This window comes from Amycolatopsis sp. WAC 04169 (assembly GCF_003947535.1).
GTDB classification, from domain to species: Bacteria; Actinomycetota; Actinomycetes; order Mycobacteriales; family Pseudonocardiaceae; genus Amycolatopsis; species Amycolatopsis keratiniphila.
In genome coordinates this window covers 1-24854 of sequence record NZ_QHJI01000012.1, presented here as the reverse complement: position 1 = coordinate 24854, position 24854 = coordinate 1, and the positions used below count along the sequence as shown (strand labels likewise).

Here is a 24854-nt window from a genome sequence, read left to right as displayed (position 1 = left end):
AGTCCCCGACGTCCACACCTCAGCGAGGAGGAGTGCATGAATCGCCGCAAGCCACTCCGGGCCCTGGCGGCCCTCGTCATCGCGACCACCGCACTGGGCGTCGCGCCCGCCGCGGAAGCCGCGCCACTCCCGTCCGATCACGCCTACGACGACCCGTTCACCGCCGACCGGACGCACTGGTGGCGCGACGACCGCTTCGGCCAGTTCATCCACTTCGGCGCGTACTCGCAGCTCCAGGGGAAGTACACCCGCCCCGATGGAAGCGTTTGCCAGGACGCCGAATGGATCCAGCGGAACTGCCGGATCCCGCGCGCCGAATACGAGCAGATCGCCGCGAAGTTCAACCCCGCCGGCTTCGACGCGAACGCCATCGCGCAGTCGGCGAAGGACGCCGGGCAGAAATACGTGGTGATCACGTCGAAGCACCACGAGGGCTACGCGATGTGGCCGACGAAGGTCAACAAATTCAACCTCCGCGACCACTCGGCGTTCGACAAGAAGCGCGACATCCTCGCCGAACTGAAGCGTGCGACGGCCGCGCGCGACGTCAAACTCGGCTTCTACTACTCGATCTGGGATTGGCACGACCCGGACTTCCCGGACCCCGCGACGTTCCCGAAGTACAAGGAGCGGATGTACGCCCAGCTCAAGGAACTCGTGGGCAACTACCACCCGGCGGTGTTGTGGTTCGACGGCGAATGGAGCACCGACCGGCCCAACAACCCTTGGACGGAAAGGGACGGCGAGGAACTGGAGGCCTACGTCCGCAGCCTCGATCCGTCCATTGTGGTCAACAACCGCGTCGGCAAACGGCGGGTGGTCGACGGCGACACCGGAACGCCCGAACAGGAGATCCCGGACAAGCCGATCGACGGGCAACTATGGGAATCGTGCATGACCCTCAACGGCAGCTGGGGCTACACCGATTGGGACCACAACTGGAAGTCCTCGGCGGATCTGACCAGGAAACTGCTCTCGATCGCCGGGCGCAGCGGGAACTTCCTGCTCAATGTCGGCCCTGATCGCAACGGCCGGGTGCCGCGGGAATCCATCGACAGGCTGAAGCAGATGGGCCAATGGCTGCGAACGAACGGCCAGTCCGCCGCCGTCTACGGGGCGGGTGCGCCTGGGCTGGTCGCCGAACCAGGCTGGGGTGTCGTCAGCCGTCGCGGCGACAAGCTGTACGCGTCGGTGTTCGACTGGCCCGCTTCGGGCGGTTCGCTGACGCTCGACGCGTTGGCACCTTTCCGGGTCCGCGACGCGCGAGTGCTCGGCAGCCGCCAGCACGTGCGGGTCGAGCAGTCACCCGGGAGCTTGAAGCTCACGCCGTCGGGCGGCCGGACGAACGACATCGCGACCGTCATCGAGCTGAGTGTCGACCCGTTGCCGCAGGCGCCCGCCGGGCGCGGGACCGGGCTGACCGCCGAATACTGGCCGAACGCGGATTTCACCGGGACGCCGACGGTGCGCCGCGTCGAGCCGGGCGTGAACCACAACTGGAAGTTCACCGGCTCACCGGACGCGAAGATCCCGGCGGAGACCTTCTCGTCGCGCTGGACCGGGCAGGTGACCGCGCGCGACACCGGGAAGTACACGTTCACCACGGTCTCGGACGACACCATGCGGCTGTGGGTCGACGGGAAGCTCCTGATCGACAACACCACACCCCACGGGCCGAGTGTCGACAAAGCGACTCTCGACCTGGTCGCCGGCCGGTCGTACGCGATCCGGCTCGAACACACCGAACGCGGCGGGGAGGCGTCGATGAAGCTGCTGTGGTCGAGCCCGAACACTCCCCAGCAGGTGATCCCGGCGCGGCAGTTGCACCCGGCCGGCTGAGCGTTCGGTACAGGTGGTCGTGAGTGGCGTTTCGGGTTCTAACCCGAAACGCCACTCACGACCCACGCGACCCGGCGCTTATCCCCCGCTTACCCCCTCCCGGGGCAGACTGGCCAGGTGAGAGTGCTGGTGGTGGAAGACGAGCGGCTCCTGGCGGACACGATCGCCGAGGGCCTGCGACGGTTCTCCATGGCCGTCGACGTCTGCTACGACGGCGCGCAGGCCCTGGACCGGGTGGGGGTGCACGGCTACGACGTCGTCGTGCTCGACAGGGACCTCCCCGTCGTGCACGGCGACGAAGTCTGTGCCGCCGTGATCGGGACCGGCGGCGAAGCGCGGGTCCTCATGCTGACGGCCGCGGCCGACGTCAACGACCGGGTCGCCGGGCTCGGCCTGGGCGCCGACGACTACCTGACGAAACCGTTCGCGTTCGCCGAACTCGTCGCCAGGGTGCAGGCGCTCTCGCGGCGCGCGCGGCCGGCGTTGCCGCCGGTGCTGGAACGCGGCGGCGTCGTCCTCGACCTGCCCCGGCACCAGGCGTCCCGCGACGGCCGGTTCCTTCCCTTGTCCCCCAAGGAGTTCGCGGTCTTGGAGGTGCTCATGCGCGCCGAAGGGACCGTGGTCAGCGCCGAGGAACTGCTGGAGAAGGCGTGGGACGAACACGCCGACCCGTTCACGAACGCCGTCCGCGTGGCGATGATGACGTTGCGGCGCAAACTCGGCGAACCGCCGCTGATCGAGACCGTGCCCGGCGCGGGTTACCGGTTCGGGTCGTGAAACCGCTCCGGCTCTCCGTCCGCACCAAGCTGACGGCGCTCTACGGCGGCGCGTTCCTGCTCGTCGGGCTCGCGTTGCTCATCGTCAACTACCTGCTGGTCAGCTCGACCCTGCCGGACACGACCACCTTCGCGAACGGAGCGACCGCCGGGGCCCAATTCGAGGTCGCCAGGGCGTATCCGCTGGACACGACGAGCATCCTCCCGGTCGAGCGCGCCCAGGCCACGCAGCTGGTCGCGACCTCGATCACCGAGTACCGCTCGGACGTCCTTTCGACCCTGCTGTGGCAATCACTGGTGGCGCTGGCGATCGCGGGCGGGCTCGCGGTATTGCTCGGCTGGCTGATGGCGAGCCGCGTGCTGCGGCCGTTGCACGCGATCACTTCCACGGCACGGAAACTCGAGGTCGAGAACCTCGACCGGCGCATCGACCTCGACGGCCCCGACGACGAACTCAAGGAACTCGCCGACACCTTCGACGGCATGCTCGACCGGCTCGCCGTGTCGTTCGACAGCCAGAAACGCTTCGTCGCCAACGCTTCCCACGAACTGCGGACCCCGCTCGCGGTGCAGCGGACACTGGTCGAGGTCGCGATGGCCGACCCCGACGCGAGCCCCGAGGTCCGGAAACTCGGCGAGCACCTGATCTACACCAACGAACGCAGCGAACGGATGATCGAAGGCCTGCTCGTGCTCGCCCGCAGCGACCGGGGCCTGGCCACCCGGTCCCCAGTGCGGCTGGACGAGGTCGCGGCGACGGTGATCCGGTCCGCGTCGGCCATGGCCGAGGAGGCGGGGGTCACGGTGGAGTCGCGGCTGCGGCCGCGGACCGTGTCCGGCGATCCCGTGCTGCTGGAACGGCTGGTCACGAACCTCGTGCACAACGCCATCACCTACAACCGCGAGGGCGGCTGGATCCACGTCGACCTCGGCGGCGATCCGGCGCTGGTGGTGCGCAACACCGGCCCGCGGGTGCCGCTGGACGCCGTCCCCGCCCTGTTCGAGCCGTTCCGCCGGCTTTCGGGCGACCGTACCGGCGACTCGCGCAACGCCGGGCTCGGCCTGTCGATCGTCCGGTCCATCGCGCAGGCGCACGGCGGGACCGCGGGGGCGGAACCGGGCGGCCGAGGCGGCGGACTGGTCGTCCGGGTGCGGCTGCCGTAGATTCCCCCGATCGTGACTGTGCGTGTCCAGCGCGTCACGCGGCGGCCGGCGCGTCGCTGCTACAGAATGCACTTGCCGTCATGAACAAAATAGTGAGCAGGACACATGACATCGGCGCGCCTCACACGTCAAGGCGACGCGCCGTTTTAACGTGGACACCCACAATGGTGAAGAATCGGGGAGGCGAGAATGCGAGCGCTACGGGTGGTCGGGCTGCACGAGGACGGTAAGTCCATCGTGTGCGAAGACCCGGCGAGCCGCACGCGCTTCCTGCTCCCCGCGGATGAGAGGCTGCGAGCGGCGGCGAGGGGTGACATCACCCGCCTCGGCCAGATCGAAATCGAGTTGGAGAGCCAAATGCGGCCACGCGAGATCCAGGCACGAATCCGGGCCGGTGAGTCCGTGGAGCAGGTCGCGAGCAGCGCCGGCGTCACCGTGCAGCGCGTCGAGCGGTTCGCGTACCCCGTCCTGCTCGAACGATCCCGCACCGCCGAGCTGGCCCAGCGGGCCCACCCGGTCCGCGAGGACGGCCCCGACGTCCAGACCCTCGGCGAGGTCGTCGCGCACTCCTTCGGGCAGCGCGGTCACGACTACAGCCAGGCGACCTGGGACTCCTGGCGAGGCGACGACGGCAAGTGGGTCGTCGTGCTGAGCTGGAAGGCGGGCCGTTCGGACAACCGCGCGCACTGGGCGTTCGCACCCGGCGCGCACGGTGGCACCGTGCAGGCCCTCGACGAGAACGCCGAAGTCCTGCTCAACCCCAACGCCTACCGCGCCCCGCGCACGGTACGGGCACTGGACCCCGGCAAGGACGCGGTCGTCCAGCCGACCCTCGATTCGGTCCCGGAAGAGCCGGTCGCGAAGGTGATCGACGCGCCGATAGCCGAGCCCGAAGAAGATGCCGAGCCACCACTTCCGGCTGACGAGCCGGACGAAGTGGCCGAACCCGCTCCACGGGCGAAGGGGAAGAAGAACCACCCCATCGTTCCATCCTGGGAAGACGTCCTCCTGGGCGTCCGATCACAACGAGGTTGAATCCGCACGTAGTGGCCCCTTCCGGTGGAGGGGCCATTACGTGCGTCCGGGGACCTGCGCGACCAGGGATTTCGGTGCCACGAGGCAATACGCGCCGGTGACGATCTGTGCGATCTCGGCCCAGTCGACGTCGGTGTCCAGCCGCACCCCGAGCCACCCCCGATGGCCGACATACGGCGGCCGGAAGAACCGCTCCGGCTCGGCGCCCACCAGTTCCTCCTGCGCCCCGGGCGGCGCCGGGCACCAGAAGGCGACCTTGTCGTCGTGATGCCGGTCCGCGTACATGACGAACGTCTTCTTGCCGCGCACGAACCAGGTCGGCTCGCCGTGACTGAGCCGCTCGGACGCTTCCGGCAGCGCGAGACAGAGCCGTCTGAGTGAATCGAGCGGATCTCCGGCCATGGATCTCAGTATCCTCGGGCCGGGGGGTTTCATGCAGGATTGGTACGTACGCACTGTCCGATTGCGTTTCCAGGTCTTCACGGGGACGCCGTACGCACATGTGTCGCCGATGGAATGGCGGATCGACCCGGAGGCACTCCGCGGCATCGCGCGGAGCCGCGGCTACCTGGAGATCGCGCCGATGTTCCAGGGCTGTCTGAGTTTCCAGTACGCGCCTCAGTACGTCCCGCCGGTTCCGGTCTTCGACGGTCCGGACCGGCCGGACAAGGATCGGGAACGCTGGCTGCTGAACCAGCTCACCGGCTCCGACCAGGTCTGGATCAGCCTCAAGCACGCGAACCTCTCCGCCCGGCGTGTCGCGGAGGTCGCCGAGACCGAAGGCCTGCGTGTCGCGGCGGATTTCGGCGACCCCGCCGACCGGGTTCTCCTGCTCAGCCGGGATCCGTCGCCGCCGAGGCTTCCCCTGCCCGCGCCCACGGCACTCAGGTTCCGCTATGCCTGGTTGAACCACATCGCCCCCGTCACCGTCCTCGTCCTCCTCGGCGCGGCGGCGGTGATCTCCGGAATTCCGTCGGGCTTCGAAGCGCCGGTCACCAACCTCCTGTTCTTGGCGGCCTTCGTCGGCATGGTCCCGGCCGCGTTCACCACCAGCCTGTTCCCGCGCACCACCCGGGTCGGCTGGCTGGCCAGGGAATTCGACGGCAGCCCCCAGGTCGGATTCCCGATGCGGTCCTATCGAATACCCGCCGACCTGGTCGTCCAGATCGCCGCCTATCACGGTTATGAGCTTTACGGGCAGTCGGCGACACAGGCGGACGGGCCGGGTCTCAAGTTCCGCAAACGCTAGAAGACGACGATCAGCACGCCGATCCACGCGATCACGATCCCGGCGGCCGCGCCGAAGGACGCCCACCGCACGATCGGCACCCGCCGCGCGAGCCACAGCGACGGCGTGATCCCGGCGGTCACGACGGCGGACGCGAGCAGCGCGAGCCAGCCGTTGGTCTCGCGCGCGAGGGTGTTCGCCAGCGCCAGCATCGCCACGACGACCACGGCCGCGACGAACGCCGAGACCGTCAGCCCGGTCAGCCACGGTGTCGGCTCCCCTGCCGGGTCCGGGGTGCCGAAGAGGCGCCGGGCGAGTTCGCTGCGGGGTGCGGGGGCGGGCGGGTCGATGATGACGCGGTCGCCGGAGACGGGGTCGACGAACCGCACCGACGTGCCCATCGTGGCGGCGACCCGCTGGGCGAGCTGGCGGCCTCGCTGCGAGACCACGGAAGCGGCTTCGGTGCCGGAAGTGCCGACGGCGGACGCGACCCTGGCCCATTCGTGCAGCGCCTGGGCGAGATCCGAACCGATCGCGAGTGAATGCGGGTCGACCTCGCGCGCGCTGTCGCCGCCCGGCCCGGCCAGCACCGCGCGTCCCTCACGGATCCGCAATTCCATGGGTTCTCCTCGTGATCGCTCGGGTGCTCACGATAGCGGTGGACGGGTCTCGTAGAACGCGATCGCGCCCGCCGTGGCGACATTCAGCGAATCGACGCCTTCCGGCATCGGGATCCGCACCGCGACGTCGGCGGCGGTCACGGCCTCGGTCGTCAGGCCGGGGCCCTCCGCGCCCAGCATCAACGCGACCTTCTCCGGTGTCTGGTCGCGTAACTGGCGCAGCGAAACGGAATCCGCACGAGGGGTGAGGGCCGCGATGCGGAAACCGCGGTCTCGCAGCAATTCCAGGTCGCCGGGCCAAGACCCGAAGGTGGCGAACGGGACGCGCAGGACATGCCCCATCGACACGCGGACACTGCGCCGGTACAGCGGGTCCGAACATCCGGCGCCGAGCAGGATCCCGTCGACGCCGAGCGCGGCCGCGTTGCGGAACAGCGAACCGAGGTTCTCGTGGTCACCGACGCCTTCGAGGATCGCGAGCACCCGTGCGCCGTCGATGACGTCTTCCACCGACGGCGGCGGAACGGGCCGGTCGGCGACGGCAAGGATCCCGCGGTTCAGATGGAATCCGACCACGTCGGCCATCGTCTCGGCCGAAGTCACGTAACCGGGGACGTCGACCGCGTCCAGGTCTTCGCCCAATTCGTGGAATCGCCGCTCGACGCCGAGAAGGGAGCGGACCGGATAGCGGGACTTGAGCAGGCGCTCGACCACGACGGTGCCCTCCGCGATCACGAAGCCACGCCCACCCGGCCTATCGGGACGCCGATCGGCTGTGGACAAGTCGCGGAAATCGTCGAGTCGCGGGTCGCCCGCGTCGTCGATGGTGATCAGTTCGGCCACCGGGAGAGTGTGTCATCCGCTCCCTGCGCGGTGTTTGCGTCCGAACGTCGACGGGTAGGTGGTACGAATGGAGGTATTTTGCTGTCAGTTAACCCCTAGTGACAGAGAGCACCAGTTTGGCCGCTAGCCGGGTGACTGCGATGCGTGAAACCGTTGGGCCGCCTGGCAGTCCCGCCTGGATCCCGCGGAGCGTGGCCAATGAGGAGCTCGACGAACATGGGTAAGAATCTTTCGGCGGACCCCTCCGAGCCGCAGGACCGCGGCCGCTATCGCCGGAAGGTACAGCGCTGCCTCGACACCCTGGCCCGTATGCTCACCGACGGAAGTTTTTCCTTCCCGCGCAAGAACATCGGGCTCGAGGTCGAGCTGAACCTCGTCGACGCGGAGCTGCGCCCGTCGATGACGAACACGGCGGTGCTCGAGGCGCTGAACGATCCGTCGTTCACCACCGAGCTCGGCCAGCACAACCTGGAGCTCAACGTGCCGCCGCGGCCGCTGGCCGGCGAGTCCGCGCTGCAGCTGGAGGACGACCTCAACGCGTACCTGGGCGCCGCTTCACGCACGGCGGAGGAGTCCGGCGCTTCACTGGCGATGATCGGCATCCTCCCGACGCTGCGGCACGAGCACTTCGACCAGAAGTGGCTGACCAACAACGCCCGTTATTCGTTGCTCAATGACCGCATCTTCGCGGCTCGTGGCGAGCGCACCGTGCTCTCGATGGAGGGCGCACCGCTGCCGGGCAGGCAACCGGAGCGGCTGCGCAGCTACTCCGAATCGATCCTCCCCGAGGCCGCGTGCACCTCCGTTCAGCTGCACCTGCAGGTCGCGCCGGAAGAGTTCGCGGCGCACTGGAACGCGGCGCAAGCGCTGGCCGGCGTCCAGGTCGCCGTGGGCGCGAATTCGCCGTTCCTGCTCGGCAAGGCGCTGTGGCACGAGACCCGGATCCCGCTGTTCCTGCAGGCCACGGACACCCGGCCCGAGGAACTGAAGAACCAGGGCGTGCGGCCGAGGGTGTGGTTCGGCGAGCGGTGGATCACGTCGATCTTCGACCTGTTCGAGGAGAACGTCCGGTATTTCCCCGGCCTGCTGCCCGAGACCGACCGAGAGGATCCGATCGAGGCGCTCGACTCCGGGCAGGCCCCGAAACTCACCGAGCTGCGGATGCACAACGGCACCGTCTGGCGCTGGAACCGGCCGGTGTACGACGTCGTCGACGGCCTGCCGCACCTCCGGGTGGAGAACCGCGTGCTGCCCGCGGGCCCGACCGTCGTCGACATGGTCGCGAACGCCGCCTTCTTTTACGGCGCGCAGCGGGCCCTCGCCGAGGCCGACCGTCCAGTGTGGACTCAGATGTCGTTCCAGGCGGCCGAGGAGAACATGTACGCGGGCGCGCGCCGGGGTTTCGACGCGCAGTTGTACTGGCCGGGGATCGGCTGGATCCCGCCGGACGAGCTGGTGCTGCGGGTCCTGCTGCCACTGGCGCACGAGGGATTGCGCCGGTCGGACGTTTCGGACGAGGCGAGAGAGCGCTATCTGGGCATCATCGAGCAGCGGTGCCTCACCAGGCGGACCGGCGCGGCGTGGCAGCGGGAGTACGTCCTGCGCGCGGAGGAGCGCGGCGCCGAACGGGAGACCGCGCTGAACCGGATGCTGGGCCGGTACCTGGAGCTGTCCGCCACCGAGACGCCGGTGCACACCTGGTCGCTGGAGGCTTAGAGTTTCCTCCCAGGGAGGTGGCTCGTGCCCAAGATCATCGGCCGCTCGCTGGAGGAACACCGGCGCGAGGTCCGCAGCAGGGTGTTCGAAGTCCTGCGCGGCCAGCTGTACGAGCGCGGGTTCGACGCGATCACGCTCGCGGGTGTCGCCGCCGAAGCCGGCCTCGGCCGCACGGCGATGTACAACCACTTCCCCGACAAGGAAAGCCTGCTGGTGGCCTTCGTCGAGGACGAGGCGACGCGGTACGTCGAACGGCTGACGGCGGCCGTCGCGACCGCGGACACCCCGGTCGAGAAGCTTTCGACGTTCGTCCGGCTCCAGCTGCGGGTGCTGGCCGAGTACCACCTTCCGCCGGGGACGGCGCTCGCGTCGGCGCTGGCGCCCGCCGCGTACCGGCGGATCAGTGCGCACGCCGACCCGATCACCGGTCAGCTGCGCGAGATCCTCGCGGAGGGGGTGCCGGACGAGGATCCCGACCTCCTGATCCCGATGATCACCGCCGCGCTGGGCAGCCGCCAGGTCGTCGACGTACCACCAGAACGGCTGGACGACGCGATCGAGGGAGCCGTCCGCTTCGTGCTCAGAGCGGTCGGGATGACGGAAAACCGATGAAATTAGGGTAGCCTAACCCGCAGTTGTGCCTTACGCTCTTTCTGACAGCATGTCAGATCGATGCTTGGAGGCTCTGTCCATGCCGGTGACCACCGACGTCGAATCCGGGCCGTTCTCCGCGGCCCTGCGCGCCTCCACCCTGCCCGCCCACGAGCGGGCCAACCACTCCGAGTACATGAACGCGCTGCTCGGCGGCGAGCTCACGCGCGACGGGTACACGCGGCTGGCGATCCAGTACTACTTCATCTACCAGGCCATCGAGCAGGCCGCCGACAAGCTGGCGAAGGATCCCGTGGCCGGCAAGTTCGTCTTCGAGGAGTTGCGGCGGCTGCCCAGCCTCGAACGCGACCTCGAACACCTCGTCGGCCCGGACTGGCGCGAGACCATCCGGCCGCTGCCCTCGACGGAGCGCTACGCGCGGCGCGTGGCCGAGGCGTCGGACTGGTCCGGCGGGTTCGTCGCCCACCACTACACGCGCTACCTCGGCGACATCGCCGGCGGCCAGGTCATCCGGCGGCTGCTGGAGCGCAAGTACGAGCTCAACGAGGCGGGCTCGCTGTTCTACCACTTCGACCAGCTGGGCAGCGCCCCGAAGTTCCGCGACAACTACCGCGAGCAGCTGAACGCGGCGCCGTGGACCGAGGACGAACGCGCGCGGCTGATCGAGGAGGCCATCGTGGCCTTCGAGTGCAACATCGCGGTGTTCGACGAGCTGGCGAGTGAACTGGACGAGTACCGGGCCGCCTGACCTCCGCTTCCGAACGCCATGAAAGGTCCTTTCCTTGCAAATTTTGCAAGGAAAGGACCTTTCATGGCACGCGCGGGCGACGGTTACGCGGGCCGCCGCCGCACCACCAGCACCAAAGCGAGTCCAGCGCCCACCAGCACCAGGCCCCACCGCAGCCACATACCGCTGTCGGCACCGGTCGACGCCAGCGCCGAATCCGGCCGGTACTTCACGTCCGGCACCAGGTCGTCGGAGACTCCAGGCCCGGCACCAGGCCCGGAGGCACCCGGCCCCGGCAGGTGCGCGCACGAGGCTCCCAGGCTCACCGTCGCCTCGTCGAGCACCTCGCCGACCTTGTAGAACTTCGCGAACGCCTCCGCGTTGCCCAAGGTGACCTTGATCCCGGCGACGCTCAGCGCCCCCGCCCCTTCGGTCGTCTTCGCCGCCGCGAGGTCCAGCGAAGCGAGCTCGACACCCGGTTGGCTGATCGGCGGTGACGGCGCCCCGCTGGTCGTCTTCAGCTCGACATCGGCGAAGAGCTTGCCCTTCCCTTGCGCCACGACCACCTTCGGCCGCCCGATCGACAACTCGAACGAGTGCGCCGGGTAGGCGAAGGTCACCTTGCCCCGGAACTGCGTCGTGAACTCGGTCGCCGACTTGTACTGGGCGCTGTCGAAGCCCCATCGGTACGCCCCGCTCGGCGGCCCCGTCCCGTCGATCTTGTCGATGTCGGTGATCTCGACACCGTCCGAAGCGATGATCGACGTGCCCGAACCGATGCCGACGTAGCGGCGGAAGCTCTGTTTGAAGCCCCACAACAGGTTTCCCTGCTTCACCGAATCCGGGGTGAGCACGCACGGCGCCGACGAGGAGGTCGTCGTCGTGGGCGGCGCCGAGCTCGTGGGCACCGTGCTCGACGTCGGAGCCGGTCCGCTCTTGCCGGGGAAGACGAGCCGTCCGGTGTCCAGCGCCTCGCCCGGCTTGTAGAAGTCGGCGAACGCGGCGGCACCCGCGGCGGTCAGTTTCGCGGACTCGATGTCGACGGCGACGTTGTCCCCCGCCTGCGCCGGAGCCTTCAGTTTGAGGTCCGCCAGCACGACGTCGGACGGCGTCCGCACCTTCTCCGGCGCGGTTTTGGTCCCGTAGAAGGCATAGCCGACCTTCGCGGTGAGCGTCCCGGTGCCGTCGCCGCCGAAGGTGATCCTGGGATCGGCGATGGTGAAGTCCCAGATCGTATGCGCTTCGAAGGTATACGTGACCTGACCGGTGTAGGAGACCGTGCCCTCGCCGGACGATTCGTACTTCCATTTGTACGGGTACGGCTCGACGTTCGGCGCCGCGGTGTCCAGCGTCGCGCCGTTCGAGGGCGTCACGGTGCCGCCGCCCCTGGTGATGTAGTTCCGCCAGGAATGCCGCAGCCCCCAGGCGAGACCGGTCGCGGCGTCGCCGGCTTCGGTGAACTTCAGCGGTGTCGTGCTGTCCCACGTGAGCACCGGGGTGTCCCAGCCGAAGACGAAGACACTGAACGGCTGCTTCTTCGCGCTGTAGGTCGTCCCGCTCGCGACGTACTCGGCCTTGACGGTGACCGAATATTCCCAATTCCCGTTGTCGTCCAGCGGGATCTGGCTGCCGACCGCGCCCTTCTTGATCAGGCGGCTGACCTGGAAGTCCTTACCGGCCCGGTCGCGGACGTCGGCCTTCGCCGGGCCCACGCGGAGGCCGAAGCCCTTGCCGTCGTTGGCCGCCGGATCGAAGCCGGTGCCCTTGACGACGATCTTCGTACCCGCCGGGTCGAGCCCGGCGGCCGGGGCCACGGTCACCTTGGGCGCGACCGGATCGGCGGCGAGCGCCGGGGTGACGGCGGCTCCCGCCACCAGCGCGGCGCCCGCCAGCACGGCGCCCCATCTTCGCAACGACACTTCATTCACCTTCCGCGTTGCGGGTCCGCTTGCGGGCCCGGATCAGGGGGACGGCGAGCGCGGCGATCAGCGCCACACCCGCCACGACGGCGATCCACCACCACGAACCGGATTCCCCGCTCTGTGCGGCGGGTTCGGCGACCGGCACGGCTTCGGGTGATTCCACAGTGGACACGAGTGGCGCCGAAGAGGACGCCGGTGCCGCGCTGGAGTCGGGCGACGGCACCGGCGAAGACGAAGGGGGCGGTGGTGGCGCGACGGCCTGTGTCGTCGGCGCCTTCGGCACCGCGAAGGTCACCGGCGTGAAGGTCTCGTTGTTCGCGTTGACGACGCCGTGCGCACCGACCGTGATCAGTCCACATCGGACCTTGAGGCAGTCGACGTCGACGATCTTCCCGGTCCGGTCGGCGGCCTTGAACCGTGCGCCGGGGATCACCAGTTTCGCCGACCACGTCCCGTCCGCGGCGATCTCCCCGTTGGCCGCGGACGCGGTGTCACTGCCGGGGAAGGCGAGGAACCGCTGGAAACCGTTGTTGTCCTTGGCTTCCTTGTCTTTGACATACCGGTAGGTCGCACCGGCCGCGCCGCCCTGGCTCGGCTGCCACGCGCCGTCGGCGACCCAGCCGAACAGCAGGTAGATCCCGCCGTAACCCTTCGGCACGGACTGGAAGCCGGTTCCCTTGACCTGCAAGGAGGTCGCGTACTCCGGATCCGCGGAGCCGGGTGAGAACGTCACGGCCGCACCCGCCGCGGAGGCGGGCACGGGTGCGGTGATCGCGAGCAGCCCGGCTGCGACGGCCACCCTCATCAGCTGTTTCATCGGCGCTCCTCGGCCGCTCGGTGGGGCAGGACGATCGGTTTCCCGGTGCGGGGATGGGTGAGGACCTCCACGGGATGCCGGTAAACCTCGCTCAACAACGACTCCGTCAGCACCTCGGCGGGTGTGCCGTCGGCGGCGAGTTCCCCGTCGGCGAGCACCGCGATACGGTCCGCGTACGCGGCGGCGAGCCCGAGGTCGTGCACCACGACGAGCACCGCGTCCCCCGCCGCGGCCCGCGCGGTCACGAGCGTCAGGATTTCCTCGCTGTGCCTCAGATCCAGCGCTGCGGTGGGTTCGTCGAGCAACAGGATGCCCGCTCGCTGGGCGAGCACCCGGGAAAGCGCGGCCCGCGCCTGTTCGCCACCGGACAAGGTGGTGAACCGGCGTTCGGCGAACTCGGTCATCCCGGTCGCCTTCAGCGCGGCCGCGACCTCGGTGTCGTCGAAATCCTCGGCTTCCGTTCCCCGCCAAGGGGTCCGGCCCATCCGCACGACGTCGGCCACGGTGAACGGGAAGGTCACCGTGTTCTGCTGGAGCAGGACCGCGCGCCGTCGCGCGAGCTCGATGCCGCTCCAGGTACCGGCTTCGGCTCCAGCGACGAGGACCCGCCCCGAATCCGGGCGAAGGTCTCCGGCGAGCAGCCCGAGCGTGGTCGACTTGCCCGCGCCGTTCGGCCCGACGACCACGAGGACTTCACCGGAGCGCACCTGCAGCGACACTTCGCGCAGCAGCGTCTTTCCTTCGACCGTGTAGGAAACGTGGTCGAGTTCGGCACCGTTCATGCCCAGCCTCCCGAACGACGCCTGGTGCGCGACAGCAGCCAGAAGAAGAACGGCCCGCCGACGAGCGCGGTCAGCATGCCGATCGGGAGATCGGCGTAGGTGAACAGGGTTCTGGCGCCGAGATCCGCCGCGGCGAGCAGCAGCGCGCCGCCGAAAAGACTCGCCGGGATCAGCACGCGATGCCCGGGACCGAGCAGCATCCGCAGCCCGTGCGGCACGATCAGGCCGACGAAACCGATGATCCCCGAGTACGAGACGGCCGCGGCCGCCATCAGCGCGACGACCACGACCGCGCCGATCCGCAGCTTCTCGACGTCCACGCCGAGATGCCGGGCCTGCCGTTCCCCGAGCGCGAGAAGGTCGAGTTTCCTTGCCAGCACGAGGGAAACGGCGACGCCGACCGCGACGAGCGGCAGTACGGTCACCACGTACGGCCAGCGCGAACCGGCCAAGGAACCCAGCTGCCAGAACACGATCTGCTCTCGGGCGGCCTGATCGGCCGAGAACATCAAGAACGAGATGATCGCCATCGCGACCGCGTTGACCGCGACGCCGGTCAGGATCAGCGTGACGACCTCGGAGCGCCCGCGCGACCGCGAAAGCACGTAGACCAGCAGGGTGGTGACCAGACCGCCCGCGAAGCCCAGTGCCGGCGTGGTGAAGGCACCGAAGAAGGTCCAACCGGCCACAATGGACAGACTCGCGCCGACGGCAGCGCCGGACGAGACACCGACCACGGCCGGTTCGGCGAGCGGGTTGCCGAACACGCCCTGCATCAACGCGCCGCAGACGCCGAGGACCCCGCCGACCAGCACCGTCATCACCACACGCGGGAACCGCACCTGCCACAACGCGCCCTCGGCGAACGGGTCCAGCCGCGTTTCCGAGAGCCCGAACCGGTGCAGCACCGAATCGAAGACCTGCGAGAGCGGGATGCCGTATTGCCCGCTGCCCGCGGAGACGAGGGAAATCGTGACGACACCGGCGATGAGCACCGCGAAGACCGCCGTCACCTTGAACCCGCGGTTCATCCGGCGTCCGGGGCGTAGAGGGCCCGCGCCAGCGCGTCGAGCACGCCGGCGGTGAGCGGGCCGAAGCTTAGGATCTGCGAATCGGCCATGTCGACGATGCGGCGATGCCGCCCCGCGGGGGTCTGCGCCACGCCAGGAACCTGGAGCGCGCCGTCGACCCCGCCGACGGATTCGAGCCCCTTGGTCATCATGAGGATCACGTCAGGTTCGGTCTTGGCCAGCGCCTCCGGGTTGACCGGGCGCATGCCCTCGACGCCCGCTTCGGTGGCGACGTCGATCGCACCGAGCGCGCCGATCAGCGAATCGGCCCCGGATCCCTTGCCGAACAGGTGATACACGCCCGCCTGTCCGCGCATATACAGGAAAACGACGCGAAGTTTCCGTCCCGGCTCGGCGGGGGCGAGCTTCGCGATCTCCGCTTTCTTGGCGTCGACGTCGGCCGCGAGCCGGGTCGCGAGGCTTTCGCCCGCTTCCGGAACGCCGAGCGCGGCGGCGACCTGACGGACGATGTCGCCGACATTCTCCATCGAACGTTTCGAGTCGACGACGACCACGGGAACGCCGGACGCTCGCAACTGCAGCACGACGTCCCATGGCCCGAGCGTCGTGTCGGTGATCACCACGGTCGGCCGCAGCGCCAGGATCGCCTCGGCGTTGAGCCGGTGGCCGTTCACGGTGACCAGCGGCAGGTTCCGGGCCGACGGGAAACCGGTGGAGACGTCCCGGCCGACGACGTTGCCGCCGAGCCCGAGGCCGAACACGGTCGCGGCGAGTGTGCCGGACATGTCGAAGGCGAGGATCCGGCTGGTGTCGGTGACGGTGACCGGCGTGCCCTGGTGATCGGTGACGGTCGCCGGGAGGTGCAGTACCGCCGGTTTCCCGCCGGTGATGTCGGCCTGAGCGAGCCGCGCGGTACTCGGGCCGGCCTGGTTCTTCGGCTCCGCCAAGGGTTTGACCTGCGAAAGCGGGCGGAGGTCAGCCCCGGTGCCGACGGCTTTCGTCGTCGCCAACGGCGGGCTCGAACACGCGGTGACAACGATGGCCAGGAGCAGAGCGACCGTGGGCAGCGACCCCCTTGACAACATTAGGCAAGGCTAACCATATTTACCGATAGATAGGTAAGCCTCACCTAACGCTGTTACTTCCTTGTGATCGAAGGGAACCTTCATGTCGAAGAGATCGGTCCTGCTCCGCGCCGCCCTCGTCACGACCGCCGCGACCGCGGCCGTCACCGCGCTCGCCGCCCCCGCCTCGGCCGCGCCGGGCAGTGCGACCAACAACGGCAAGACCCTCTCCGCCTCCAACGCCACCGGCCTCGCTTCGGTCGGCGAGACCATCACCATCACGGGCAGCGGCTACAGTTCCACCGAGGGTTACTACGTCGCACTGTGCGCCGTTCCCGAGGACTACAGCTACGGCACCAAGCCGAGCCCCTGCGCGGGCGGCGACGGCCAGGGCGGCACGGGTGTCGGCCCGTCCGCCTGGGTCACCAACTTCCCCGGCGGCTCTTCGCCGATCGCCTCGAACGGCACCTTCACCACGCAGATCCGGATCGCCGAGGTCAACTCCGGTCTCGACTGCTCGAACCCTTCGGTGACCTGCGCGATCGTCTCGCGCCGCGATCACTTCGCCGCGAACGACCGGAACTCGGACGTCTTCATCCCGGTCTCCTTCTCCTGATGGCGGGCCGGTCGCGGGGTAGGGCCGACCCCACCCCGCGATCGGCGGTCCGCCGGATCCCCTCACCCCGGGGAAATCCCTAACTTTCCAGGTATGTTCCGAATCGCGGCCGCCGCCGCCCTGCTGACCGTCGCGACGGTCCTGACCGCTCCCGCCGCCCGAGCGGCGACCCCCGCCGGCGTCTTCGACGAAATCCTCCCGCGAAGCCTTGCCGAACACCACATTCCCGGTGCCGCCGTGGTGGTAGTCGAAGGCGGGAAGACCGTGTTCTCGAAGGGGTACGGAGTGTCCTCAGTGGACACCCAGGCCAAGGTGGACCCCGAGCGCACCGGGTTCCTGATCAACTCCGTCGGCAAGTCGATCGCCGCGACCGCCGCGATGCAGCTCGTCGAGCGGGGCAAGCTCGCGCTGGACGCCGACGTCAACACGTACCTGAAAGCGCTCAAGATCCCCGAAACCTTCCCCGGCCGACCGGTCACCCTGTCCTCGCTGCTCACCCACACCGCGGGTTTCGAAGACCGCGTGTACCGGATGTTCACGCCACGGGACGAGAAGCTGCCGTCACTCGCGGAACACCTCGCGGCCGAGATGCCCACCCGGGTCCGCCCACCCGGCGAGGCCGCCCTCTACTCGAACTACGGCTACGCGCTGGCCGGGCATCTCGTGGAGCTCGCGTCGGGACAGTCCTATTCGGACTATGTACGGCAGCACATCTTCGAACCGTTGGGGATGAAGGACAGCAGCGTCGCCCAGCCCACGCCCGATGTCCCGCTGGCGACCGGCTACCGCTGGGACGGCTCCGCGCAGGTCGTCCCGCCTGCCAACTTCGGCCCCGAACCGCCCGCCGGCGATGGGAACGTCGCCACTCCGGCCGACATGGGCCGCTATCTGTCCGCGAATCTCGTCCCCGGCACGTTCAGCCGTCCCCTGCTCGACCAGCTGCACGGTGCGCGGTTCCGCAACGATCCGCGGCTGCCCGCGATGGGTTTCGGCTTCTCCGAGCGGTATCTGAACGGCCTGCGCCTGGTGGAGAAGACCGGTGACTCGCCGGGTTTCTTCAGCGTGCTGGAGCTCGTGCCGGAGAAGAACACCGGTGTGTACCTAGCGTTCAACGGCGGCGCGTTCTCCGGCGACGCCGCAGCGGTGACCGCCGAGGTGCTGAAAGCCTTCATCGATCGGCTACAACCCGCCACGCCCGCCCCCGCTCCCGTGAAGCTCGCGGGTGATGTCTCGAGGTTCGAAGGCAGCTACAACAACACACGGCTGGACTACGACAGTTTCACGAAGGTCCGCGCGCTCGCGGGCGGCGTCACGGTGACCGCGGACGGCGACGGCGTGCTGACGACTTCCGGCCTCGGCGAGGGGACCCGGCGCTGGACGCAGACCGAACCGGGACTGTTCACCGACGCGGCCGGTGAGCGGCTCGCGTTCCGCGAATCCGGCGCGCAGATGCTGCTCTTCGCGGGTGACGACCCGAACTCCGCCTACGAACGGGTGTCGTGGCTCGGCTCACCCGCCACGCACCTGCTGATCCTCGGTATCGCGCTGCTGCTCCTGCTGGGCGCGCTGGTGTGGTGGCCGATCCGCGCGCTCGTCCGGCGCGGCCGGGAGCGGAACCCGTCGGGCGCCCGGTTCGCGACCGTCGCCGCCTGGTCCGCGGCACTGGCCGTCGTGCTGTTCGCGGCCGGTTTCGCCGTGCTCATGAGCGATCTGAGCGCCGCCGCCGTGGCGCTGACGTCCGGGCACTCCCCGTTGCTGAGCGTCACCTTGCTCCTGCCGAACGCGGTCCTGCTCCTGACCGGTGCCGCCGTCGTCTGCGCGGTGCTCGCCTGGGTCCGGGGCTGGTGGAGCACCCCCGCCAGGATCACCTACACGGTGGTTTCCGTGGCGCTGCTCGCCTTCCTCGGGGTGATCGCCTCCTACCATCTGGTGGGGCTGCCCTATCTGGCTTGATGACCGCCGTCACATCGCCTTGACCTCCAGCTAACTGGAGCTAGCAGGGTGGGTTTCAGGCGGTGGCCCCACCGGGTACAGCCGCTACGAACGGGTCGTTCCACCTGGGGAGAAACGCGGCGCCCCCGGTCGCCGCAAACGGGTGAAGACGACTAAGTTCGTCCTTGGAAACTTGTGTCGAAGACAGAAGGAGGGCCGATGGCCCGCTACGTGCTCCCCGATCTCGACTATGACTACAGCGCTCTGGCGCCGCACATCTCGGGCGAGATCAACGAGCTGCACCACAGCAAGCACCACGCGACCTACGTCAAGGGCGCGAACGACACGCTCGACAAGATCGCCGAGGCCCGCGAGGCCGGCAACTTCGGTGACATCGTCGGCCTGCAGACCACGCTGGCGTTCCACCTCGCCGGGCACGCCAACCACGTCGTGTGGTGGAAGATCCTCTCCCCGGAAGGCGGCGACAAGCCGACCGGCGAGCTGGCCGCCGCGATCGACGAGGCGTTCGGCTCCTTCGACAAGTTCAAGGCGCAGTTCACCGCGGTCGCCACCACGATCCAGGGCAACGGCTGGGCCGCGCTCTCCTGGGACCCGATCGGCAAGACGCTGATCACCCAGCAGCTGCGCGACCACCACAACAACCTGGTCCTCCCGACCACGCCGATCCTGCTGGTCGACGTCTGGGAGCACGCGTTCTACCTGGACTACAAGAACGTGAAGCCGGACTACGTCAAGGCGCTCTGGAACATCTTCAACTGGGCCGAGATCTCCAAGCGGTTCGACAACGCCGTCGCCGGTGGCAACGGCCTGCTGCTCGGCTGACTTCTCGCCACGAAGCGGGGCTCTCCTTCGGAGGAGGGCCCCGTTCTTCGTTTCTTGACCTCCAGCGAAGTCGAGGTGTCAGGGTGGAGGCATGGACGTCGCCGCATACCTCGACCGACTCGGGCTCGACCGCCCCGCCACCGCGGACGTCGCCGCGTTGCGGACGCTGCAGGAGCGCCATCTCGCGATGGTGCCGTTCGAGAACCTGAGCATCCACCTCGGCGAACCGATCGTCCTGGACAGCGGGGCGCTGTCCGGCAAGATCGTGCGGCGGCGCCGTGGCGGCTTCTGTTACGAGCTGAACGGGCTCTTCGCCGCCTTGCTGGAACAGCTGGGCTTCGACGTCACCCTGCAGGCGGCGAAGGTCTTCCGGCCGGACGGCACCCTCGGGCCACCGTTCGACCACGCCGTCGTCCGCGTCGAGCTGGATGAGCCGTGGCTGGCCGACGTCGGCTTCGGCCGGTTCAGCCGGTTCCCGCTGCGGCTGTCCGCCACCGAGGCGCAGGCCGACCCGGACGGCGAGTTCCTGATGCTCGACGCGCCCCACGGCGACATCGACGTCCTCATGGACGGCAGGCCCCAGTACCGGATCGAGCGGCGGCCGCGGGCGCTGGACGAGTTCGTCCCGACGGCGTTCTGGCAGGCGACCTCGCCGGACTCGCCTTTCACGCGGGGGCCGACCTGCTCGCTGCCGACCGGGCACGGCCGGGTCACGCTGGCGGGTGACAAGCTGATCGTCACCACGCACGGCGTCCGCACCGAGACCAGGCTTTCGGGCGACCAGGAGATCCTGGAGGCCTATCGAAAGGAGTTCGGGATCGAACTCGACCGGGTGCCGGGACGGCCTTGACCTGATCGGCGCGGTCATCGACCATGAACGCTCCGGAATGAACGAAGCCCCGCCTCCGGGGGTAACCCGGTTGCGGGGCTTCGTCCGTTCCCGAACTGACTGCCGCTCCCACCACGAAGCGGACGTGTATGAGGTTAGCCTAACCTCATCTGCCCGGGCAAGGGGTTCGGCCGAGAGACGCCGATCTCACCCTTCTGAGTGACTTCTCGGCGTGCCAGGTGTCGGGCTTAGGAGCTCGTTCGCAGCCGATCGTCTTCCTTGCGGACAAGCAACGGCATCACCCTCGGCCGATGATCTTCTTGTCGGCCCTCACCTGAACAATGAGCGGATGACCAGCCACGTGTTCGTCGACGAAAGCAAAGAGCGTGGCTACCTGGTGACAGCCGCCGCGCTGCTTTCGGGCGACCTCACATCCGCCCGGCGCGCCATACGGGGTCTGGTGCTTCCAGGGCAACGGCGCCTGCACTTCACCCACGAGAACGATGGACGCCGGGACACGGATGCTGGTCCTGGAGAGCGACGAGTCGATAGTGGAGCTGGACAGGAAGACGCTCTATCGCTCGGTCCGACGGCACGGATGCCACGACACCCTCGAATACCGGCATCTACGAGCCTTCGAAGAACCACTGCTGGCCGTACCGGACGCCCTCGCCTGGTGCTGGCAACGGGGCGGCCACTGGAAAACCCGGGTGAGGGAAATGGCGGAAGAGATCCGAACCGTATGAGGTCCGGATACGCGAAACCCGGCCCACCCACCGTCCGGAAGGCTGCCGGGTCCACTTCACCGGTTTACTAACCAGCGCTGGTCGAAGTCTACCGCAACCCTCCCCGAACGCCCATTCCGCGGATCCGCCCATCGGGTTGGCGTTTCCCCGGACAGCGGGCGCCCGACGGACTAGCTTCACCCCCGTGGCCACCCCGAACGACTACCGCGCCATCGCGCGCAAGACCGACCGTCCGATGTGGATCTGGGCGGGCTGCGCGCTGGTCAGTGTGCTGCTGCTGTTCGGCGTCGGCATCGTCGTCGCGATCACCGTGCTGAACCGGGACGACGAACCGAAAGCCGAGCTCCCCGCGACCTGGCCGTCCAAGCCCGGACTGGCGTTGCGTCCGGTCGCGATGCCGACGGGCGAGATGGTGGCCGCGCTGACGGACGAAACCGCCGCGCAGGTGCTGTGCCAGGCGATCCCGGAGCAGCGCTGGGAGGAGATCCTCGGCGAGCGCACGCTTCGCGAGGCCGGCCAGTCCTGCCACGCGGTCACCACGAAACTCGACATCAGCGTGCAAATGGCCCCGGCGCTGCCCGAGGACACGAGCCGGGGCGTGCCCACGAAGACCACGGTCGCGGGCAAGCTCGCGGTCATCGCCACGGACAAGGACGGCACCAGCCTCGGTGTCGAGCTCGTCGAGGTCGCACCGCACATCGGCGCCTCGCCGGTGCTGAACGTCTCGATGCGCAGCAGGATCGTGAAGGGCCCGGAAACCGAGAAGACGGCGAGGGCACTCGCCGAGGCGCTCATCGCGGGTGCGATGCCGCCGGGGCCGAAGTTGCCGAAAACCGGCGAAGACGGCCAGATCCCGCTGGAGAAGACCGAGCCAGGCCCGGTCAAGGACAAGCCGCTTCCGGTGATCTCGTGGCTGCTGTGCGGGGAACTCGGCCGCGCGCTCGGCGTGCCCATCGACAACGCGAAGCCGAACTTCTTCGCCTCGTGCGAGCTGAACGGCGTGACCGCGGACTACAGCGAGCTGTCCTCCGCAGTCGCCCCGACCACGACCGTCGCCGGGCTTCCTGCCCAGGTCGACGGACGGGGCGTCGTCGTGCAGCTCACCGACGATCCGGCCGGGCAGACGCTCAAGTTCAAGGGCACCGGCGACCTCGTGGCACTCGCCGAAAAGGCGGTGCCACCGCTGCTCGGCCGTTAGGCGCGGTAGTTCGACAAGAGGTCGCCGAGGAGGGTCTCGTACGCCTTCCGCTCGAATCGGGCGCCGGTGAACCGGTACTCCTCCGGGTCCTCGAACGGCTCGTAGTCGGTTTGCCACCCGAAGGCACGCCACTCGACCACGTCGTCACCGAAGACGACCTCGACGCTGTATGCACCGCAGCCGAGATCGCCGCACTGCGGACACACCAGCAGCGCGACCCGGCCGTCGTCGAAATCGCCCGGCAAGCCGCCGAGGAGACGGCAAAGCGTCCCGACCGCCGCCTCCCGCCACAGCTCGTCGTCCAGGAACAGCGGCGTCCGCTGCTCGGCGGGCAGCAGGGAGCGCAGCGCGACGCCGTCGATCGTCCAGTCGAGGAACCCGGTCCCCGACGGTTCGACGCCGAGCCGGTTCACACCCGGTCCCGCTTCAGCACGCGCAGGCCGTTCCCGAACCGCCGCACCGGCAGGCTCACCCCGCCACGCCGGATCAGCACGACCGCGCACACCACCGCGGCGACCGCCGAGATCGCGCCGCCGATGTAGAACGGCGAGCGGCCGCCGAAAGCGTCGGCCATCCAGCCGGTCATCGGGCCGCCGATGGGGTTGCCGCCGATCAGCACCAGCACGTACAGACCCATCACCCGGCCGCGCATCTCCGGGCTGACCGCGGTCTGCACGAGCGCGTTCGCCGTGTTCAGGAAGGTGATCGTGGCGAAGCCGAGCGGGATCAGCGCGAGGCCGAAGGTCAGGTACGTCGGCATGAACGCGGTGATCACCTCGAACGCGCCGAGCAGGAACGCCGAGACCAGCAGCAGCCGCACACGCGGACCGCCGCGGGTGTTGCGGCGGGCCGACATCAGCGCGCCGGTGAAGGTGCCGACGGCGACCAGCGTCGACAGCAGGCCGTAGCCGTCGGCGTTGGTGTGGAAGACGTTCGCGGCGACGATCGGCAGCGACGTGAAGTACGTGATGCCGAACGTGCTCACGAAGAACACCAGCACCATCACCGTCATCAGGTCACTGCGCCGCCGGACGTACCGCAGCCCCTCGACGAGTTGCCCCTTCTCGCGCGGGATGGCCGGGCCGCGGAAGAGCTTGTCCGGATTCATCAGCACCAGCGCGGCGATGACGGCGCCCGTGCTCACCGCGTTCGCCATGAACAGCCAGCCGGTGCCGACCCAGGTGATCGCGAAACCCGCGATGGCCGGGCCGACGATGCGGGCCATGTTGAAGATCGACGAGTTGAGCGCGACGGCGTTGGTGACCTTGTCCCTGCCGACCATCTCGGCGACGAACGACTGCCGCGCGGGCACCTCCAGCGACGCCGTCACGCCGAGGGTGAAGCAGAGGAGGTACACGTGCCAGAGGGCCGCGATGCCGCTCAGGTCGAGGGCACCGAGGATCACCGCCTGCGCCAGCACGGCGATCTGGATACCGATCAGCAGCCGTCGTTTGTCGACGCGGTCGGCCAGCACGCCGGCCCACAGCGAGAGGAACAGCGTCGGCGCGAACTGCAGCGCGACCGCGATGCCGAGCGCGATCGGGTCGTTGCCGCTGAGGGTGAACACCAGCCAGTCCTGCGCGATGCGCTGCATCCAGGTGCCGATGTTCGAGATGACCTGGCCGGTGAAGAAGAGCCGGTAGTTGCGGACCTTCAGCGAGGAGAACATGCTCCCGCGCGGTTTCTCGCGCGCGGGAGGTGGCGGTGGTGCGGGTTCCCGGGTAACGGTGGTCTTGGAAGGACACTGTGTTTCGTTACCCGTGGTCGTCACCGCTGTTAGTTCCCCGCCATCCTGTCGATGATCTCGGAGGCGCGAGAGAGCACTTCACGTTCTTCGGCGCTCAACTCCGCCAATTGCTTGTCCAGCCAGATCTCCCGCGCGGTGATCTGCTCGATCACGTAGGCCCGGCCGCGATCGGACAGTTCGACGATGGCCTGGCGGCCGTCCGTCGGATGCGGCCTGCGCTCGACGTAACCCATCTCCTCGAGCGCGGCGATCACCCTCGTCATCGAAGGCGGCTGGACGCCTTCCTTCGCGGCGAGCTGGCCAGGGGTCAGCGCACCGCATTTGTGCAACGTCGACAACGCGGACACCTGGGTCAGCGAGATGCCGTCACCGGCACGCTGGGCCCGTAGCCGTCGATTGAGCCGCACCACCGCGAGACGCAGGCGGCTCGCCAGTGAGCGCTCGTGCGTGTCTCCGGACATATAGTTAGCATACCTCACGATCGGATCATCGGCCCGTGAGATCGCCCACGGATGACATAACCGCTGGTCAGTTGAACGCGGCCTGGATCGGTCCGACCGCGAAATAGGCCACGAACATCGCCGCGATGCCCCACATCAGCGGGTGCACGCCCTTGGCCTTCCCGGTGACCGCGCGAATGACGACGTAGCTGACGAAGCCGGCGCCGATGCCGTTGGCGATCGAGTAGGTGAACGGCATGACCACGATCGTCAGGAACGCGGGCAGCGCGATGGTGAAGTCGGAGAAGTCGATCTCCTTGACCTGGC

Annotated in this window: 26 protein-coding genes and 1 pseudogene; 14 read left to right on the top strand and 13 right to left on the bottom strand. The window is 68.7% G+C overall.

The genetic code is table 11. The features are described 5' to 3' along the window. The first annotated feature begins 36 nt into the window (after nucleotides 1-36). The 4 genes from DMC61_RS31550 (at nucleotide 37) to sepH (ending at nucleotide 4814) form a co-directional block, all read left to right on the top strand. Entirely contained in the window at nucleotides 37-1839 is a 1803-nt protein-coding gene (locus DMC61_RS31550) for an alpha-L-fucosidase (RefSeq protein WP_125693775.1), read from the top strand. 117 nt (nucleotides 1840-1956) lie between these two features. Further along, complete coding sequence (locus tag DMC61_RS31545; protein ID WP_037348058.1) at nucleotides 1957-2616, top strand: response regulator transcription factor; 660 nt, start codon at nucleotides 1957-1959, stop codon at nucleotides 2614-2616. Beyond that, nucleotides 2613-3779: an ATP-binding protein gene (locus DMC61_RS31540; protein ID WP_125693773.1), complete on the top strand. Its 1167-nt coding sequence runs from the start codon at nucleotides 2613-2615 to the stop codon at nucleotides 3777-3779. The genes DMC61_RS31545 and DMC61_RS31540 overlap by 4 nt, the downstream gene beginning before the upstream one ends. Before the next feature lie 189 nt (nucleotides 3780-3968). Further along, the gene (gene sepH, locus DMC61_RS31535; protein WP_125693771.1) at nucleotides 3969-4814 is read left to right on the top strand and encodes a septation protein SepH; all 846 of its coding nucleotides are present in this window, start codon (nucleotides 3969-3971) and stop codon (nucleotides 4812-4814) included. 36 nt (nucleotides 4815-4850) lie between these two features. Here the strand turns inward: sepH and DMC61_RS31530 are convergent, their stop codons facing one another. Further along, nucleotides 4851-5216 (bottom strand): MmcQ/YjbR family DNA-binding protein, encoded by a 366-nt coding sequence (locus DMC61_RS31530; RefSeq protein ID WP_125693769.1) that lies wholly within the window; start codon nucleotides 5214-5216, stop codon nucleotides 4851-4853. 109 nt (nucleotides 5217-5325) lie between these two features. Here DMC61_RS31530 and DMC61_RS31525 point away from each other — a divergent pair, with 109 nt between their 5' ends. Next, the gene (locus tag DMC61_RS31525) at nucleotides 5326-6063 is read left to right on the top strand and encodes a hypothetical protein (RefSeq protein ID WP_233595028.1); all 738 of its coding nucleotides are present in this window, start codon (nucleotides 5326-5328) and stop codon (nucleotides 6061-6063) included. Here the strand turns inward: DMC61_RS31525 and DMC61_RS31520 are convergent. Further along, the gene (locus DMC61_RS31520) at nucleotides 6060-6662 is read right to left on the bottom strand and encodes a DUF2537 domain-containing protein (RefSeq protein WP_125693767.1); all 603 of its coding nucleotides are present in this window, start codon (nucleotides 6660-6662) and stop codon (nucleotides 6060-6062) included. The genes DMC61_RS31525 and DMC61_RS31520 overlap by 4 nt on opposite strands. A gap of 27 nt (nucleotides 6663-6689) precedes the next feature. Next, on the bottom strand, nucleotides 6690-7505 hold the full coding sequence (locus DMC61_RS31515) for an RNA methyltransferase (RefSeq protein WP_125693765.1): 816 nt from the start codon (nucleotides 7503-7505) through the stop codon (nucleotides 6690-6692). Nucleotides 7506-7721: 216 nt separating this feature from the next. Here DMC61_RS31515 and DMC61_RS31510 point away from each other — a divergent pair, with 216 nt between their 5' ends. The 3 genes from DMC61_RS31510 (at nucleotide 7722) to DMC61_RS31500 (ending at nucleotide 10581) form a co-directional block, all read left to right on the top strand. Next, entirely contained in the window at nucleotides 7722-9221 is a 1500-nt protein-coding gene (locus tag DMC61_RS31510; protein ID WP_016337534.1) for a glutamate-cysteine ligase family protein, read from the top strand. 24 nt (nucleotides 9222-9245) lie between these two features. After that, nucleotides 9246-9833: a TetR/AcrR family transcriptional regulator gene (locus tag DMC61_RS31505; RefSeq protein ID WP_016337535.1), complete on the top strand. Its 588-nt coding sequence runs from the start codon at nucleotides 9246-9248 to the stop codon at nucleotides 9831-9833. Nucleotides 9834-9912: 79 nt separating this feature from the next. Then, nucleotides 9913-10581: a heme oxygenase (biliverdin-producing) gene (locus tag DMC61_RS31500; RefSeq protein WP_016337536.1), complete on the top strand. Its 669-nt coding sequence runs from the start codon at nucleotides 9913-9915 to the stop codon at nucleotides 10579-10581. 83 nt (nucleotides 10582-10664) lie between these two features. On the opposite strand, the gene DMC61_RS31495 is transcribed toward DMC61_RS31500, so the two are convergent. The 5 genes from DMC61_RS31495 to DMC61_RS31475 are packed head-to-tail and all read right to left on the bottom strand — an operon-like array spanning nucleotide 10665 to nucleotide 16197. Then, a complete protein-coding gene (locus tag DMC61_RS31495) occupies nucleotides 10665-12479 on the bottom strand; it encodes an HtaA domain-containing protein (protein WP_125693764.1) in 1815 nt (604 codons plus the stop codon). 1 nt (nucleotide 12480) lies between these two features. Next, a complete protein-coding gene (locus tag DMC61_RS31490; RefSeq protein ID WP_233595027.1) occupies nucleotides 12481-13299 on the bottom strand; it encodes a hypothetical protein in 819 nt (272 codons plus the stop codon). Beyond that, nucleotides 13296-14081: a heme ABC transporter ATP-binding protein gene (locus DMC61_RS31485; protein ID WP_125693762.1), complete on the bottom strand. Its 786-nt coding sequence runs from the start codon at nucleotides 14079-14081 to the stop codon at nucleotides 13296-13298. Before DMC61_RS31485 ends, DMC61_RS31490 begins: the two co-directional genes overlap by 4 nt. After that, nucleotides 14078-15112, bottom strand: a complete 1035-nt coding sequence (locus DMC61_RS31480) for an iron ABC transporter permease (protein ID WP_125693760.1) — start codon at nucleotides 15110-15112, stop codon at nucleotides 14078-14080. The genes DMC61_RS31485 and DMC61_RS31480 overlap by 4 nt, the downstream gene beginning before the upstream one ends. Continuing rightward, a complete protein-coding gene (locus DMC61_RS31475; protein ID WP_125693758.1) occupies nucleotides 15109-16197 on the bottom strand; it encodes a hemin ABC transporter substrate-binding protein in 1089 nt (362 codons plus the stop codon). The genes DMC61_RS31480 and DMC61_RS31475 overlap by 4 nt, the downstream gene beginning before the upstream one ends. Before the next feature lie 82 nt (nucleotides 16198-16279). Here DMC61_RS31475 and DMC61_RS31470 point away from each other — a divergent pair, with 82 nt between their 5' ends. The 4 genes from DMC61_RS31470 to DMC61_RS31455 all read left to right on the top strand — a co-directional run bounded on the left by DMC61_RS31470 (nucleotide 16280) and on the right by DMC61_RS31455 (nucleotide 20417). Continuing rightward, nucleotides 16280-16792 (top strand): hypothetical protein, encoded by a 513-nt coding sequence (locus DMC61_RS31470; protein WP_125693756.1) that lies wholly within the window; start codon nucleotides 16280-16282, stop codon nucleotides 16790-16792. 93 nt (nucleotides 16793-16885) lie between these two features. Further along, nucleotides 16886-18745 (top strand): serine hydrolase, encoded by a 1860-nt coding sequence (locus DMC61_RS31465; protein ID WP_125693754.1) that lies wholly within the window; start codon nucleotides 16886-16888, stop codon nucleotides 18743-18745. Nucleotides 18746-18943: 198 nt separating this feature from the next. Beyond that, nucleotides 18944-19567, top strand: a complete 624-nt coding sequence (locus DMC61_RS31460; RefSeq protein WP_125693752.1) for a superoxide dismutase — start codon at nucleotides 18944-18946, stop codon at nucleotides 19565-19567. A gap of 91 nt (nucleotides 19568-19658) precedes the next feature. After that, nucleotides 19659-20417: an arylamine N-acetyltransferase gene (locus tag DMC61_RS31455; RefSeq protein ID WP_125693751.1), complete on the top strand. Its 759-nt coding sequence runs from the start codon at nucleotides 19659-19661 to the stop codon at nucleotides 20415-20417. Between the two features lie 277 nt (nucleotides 20418-20694). Here DMC61_RS31455 and DMC61_RS41815 read toward each other — a convergent pair whose 3' ends face one another. After that, entirely contained in the window at nucleotides 20695-20892 is a 198-nt protein-coding gene (locus DMC61_RS41815; protein WP_233595026.1) for a hypothetical protein, read from the bottom strand. 7 nt (nucleotides 20893-20899) lie between these two features. Here DMC61_RS41815 and DMC61_RS41810 point away from each other — a divergent pair, with 7 nt between their 5' ends. Next, complete coding sequence (locus tag DMC61_RS41810; protein WP_233595025.1) at nucleotides 20900-21142, top strand: hypothetical protein; 243 nt, start codon at nucleotides 20900-20902, stop codon at nucleotides 21140-21142. Nucleotides 21143-21326: 184 nt separating this feature from the next. Next, nucleotides 21327-22340, top strand: coding sequence for a hypothetical protein (locus tag DMC61_RS31445; RefSeq protein WP_125693749.1), 1014 nt, complete (start codon nucleotides 21327-21329; stop codon nucleotides 22338-22340). Here the strand turns inward: DMC61_RS31445 and DMC61_RS31440 are convergent. The 4 genes and pseudogenes from DMC61_RS31440 to DMC61_RS31425 form a co-directional block, all read right to left on the bottom strand. Then, on the bottom strand, nucleotides 22337-22753 hold the full coding sequence (locus DMC61_RS31440) for a hypothetical protein (protein ID WP_125693747.1): 417 nt from the start codon (nucleotides 22751-22753) through the stop codon (nucleotides 22337-22339). The two genes, DMC61_RS31445 and DMC61_RS31440, sit on opposite strands and share 4 nt — an antisense overlap. Continuing rightward, the gene (locus tag DMC61_RS31435) at nucleotides 22750-24009 is read right to left on the bottom strand and encodes an MFS transporter (protein ID WP_125693745.1); all 1260 of its coding nucleotides are present in this window, start codon (nucleotides 24007-24009) and stop codon (nucleotides 22750-22752) included. Before DMC61_RS31435 ends, DMC61_RS31440 begins: the two co-directional genes overlap by 4 nt. Nucleotides 24010-24116: 107 nt before the next feature. After that, entirely contained in the window at nucleotides 24117-24548 is a 432-nt protein-coding gene (locus tag DMC61_RS31430; RefSeq protein WP_016337543.1) for a MarR family winged helix-turn-helix transcriptional regulator, read from the bottom strand. Between the two features lie 67 nt (nucleotides 24549-24615). Continuing rightward, a pseudogene (locus DMC61_RS31425) lies at nucleotides 24616-24854 on the bottom strand (NCS2 family permease); the annotation flags it as partial.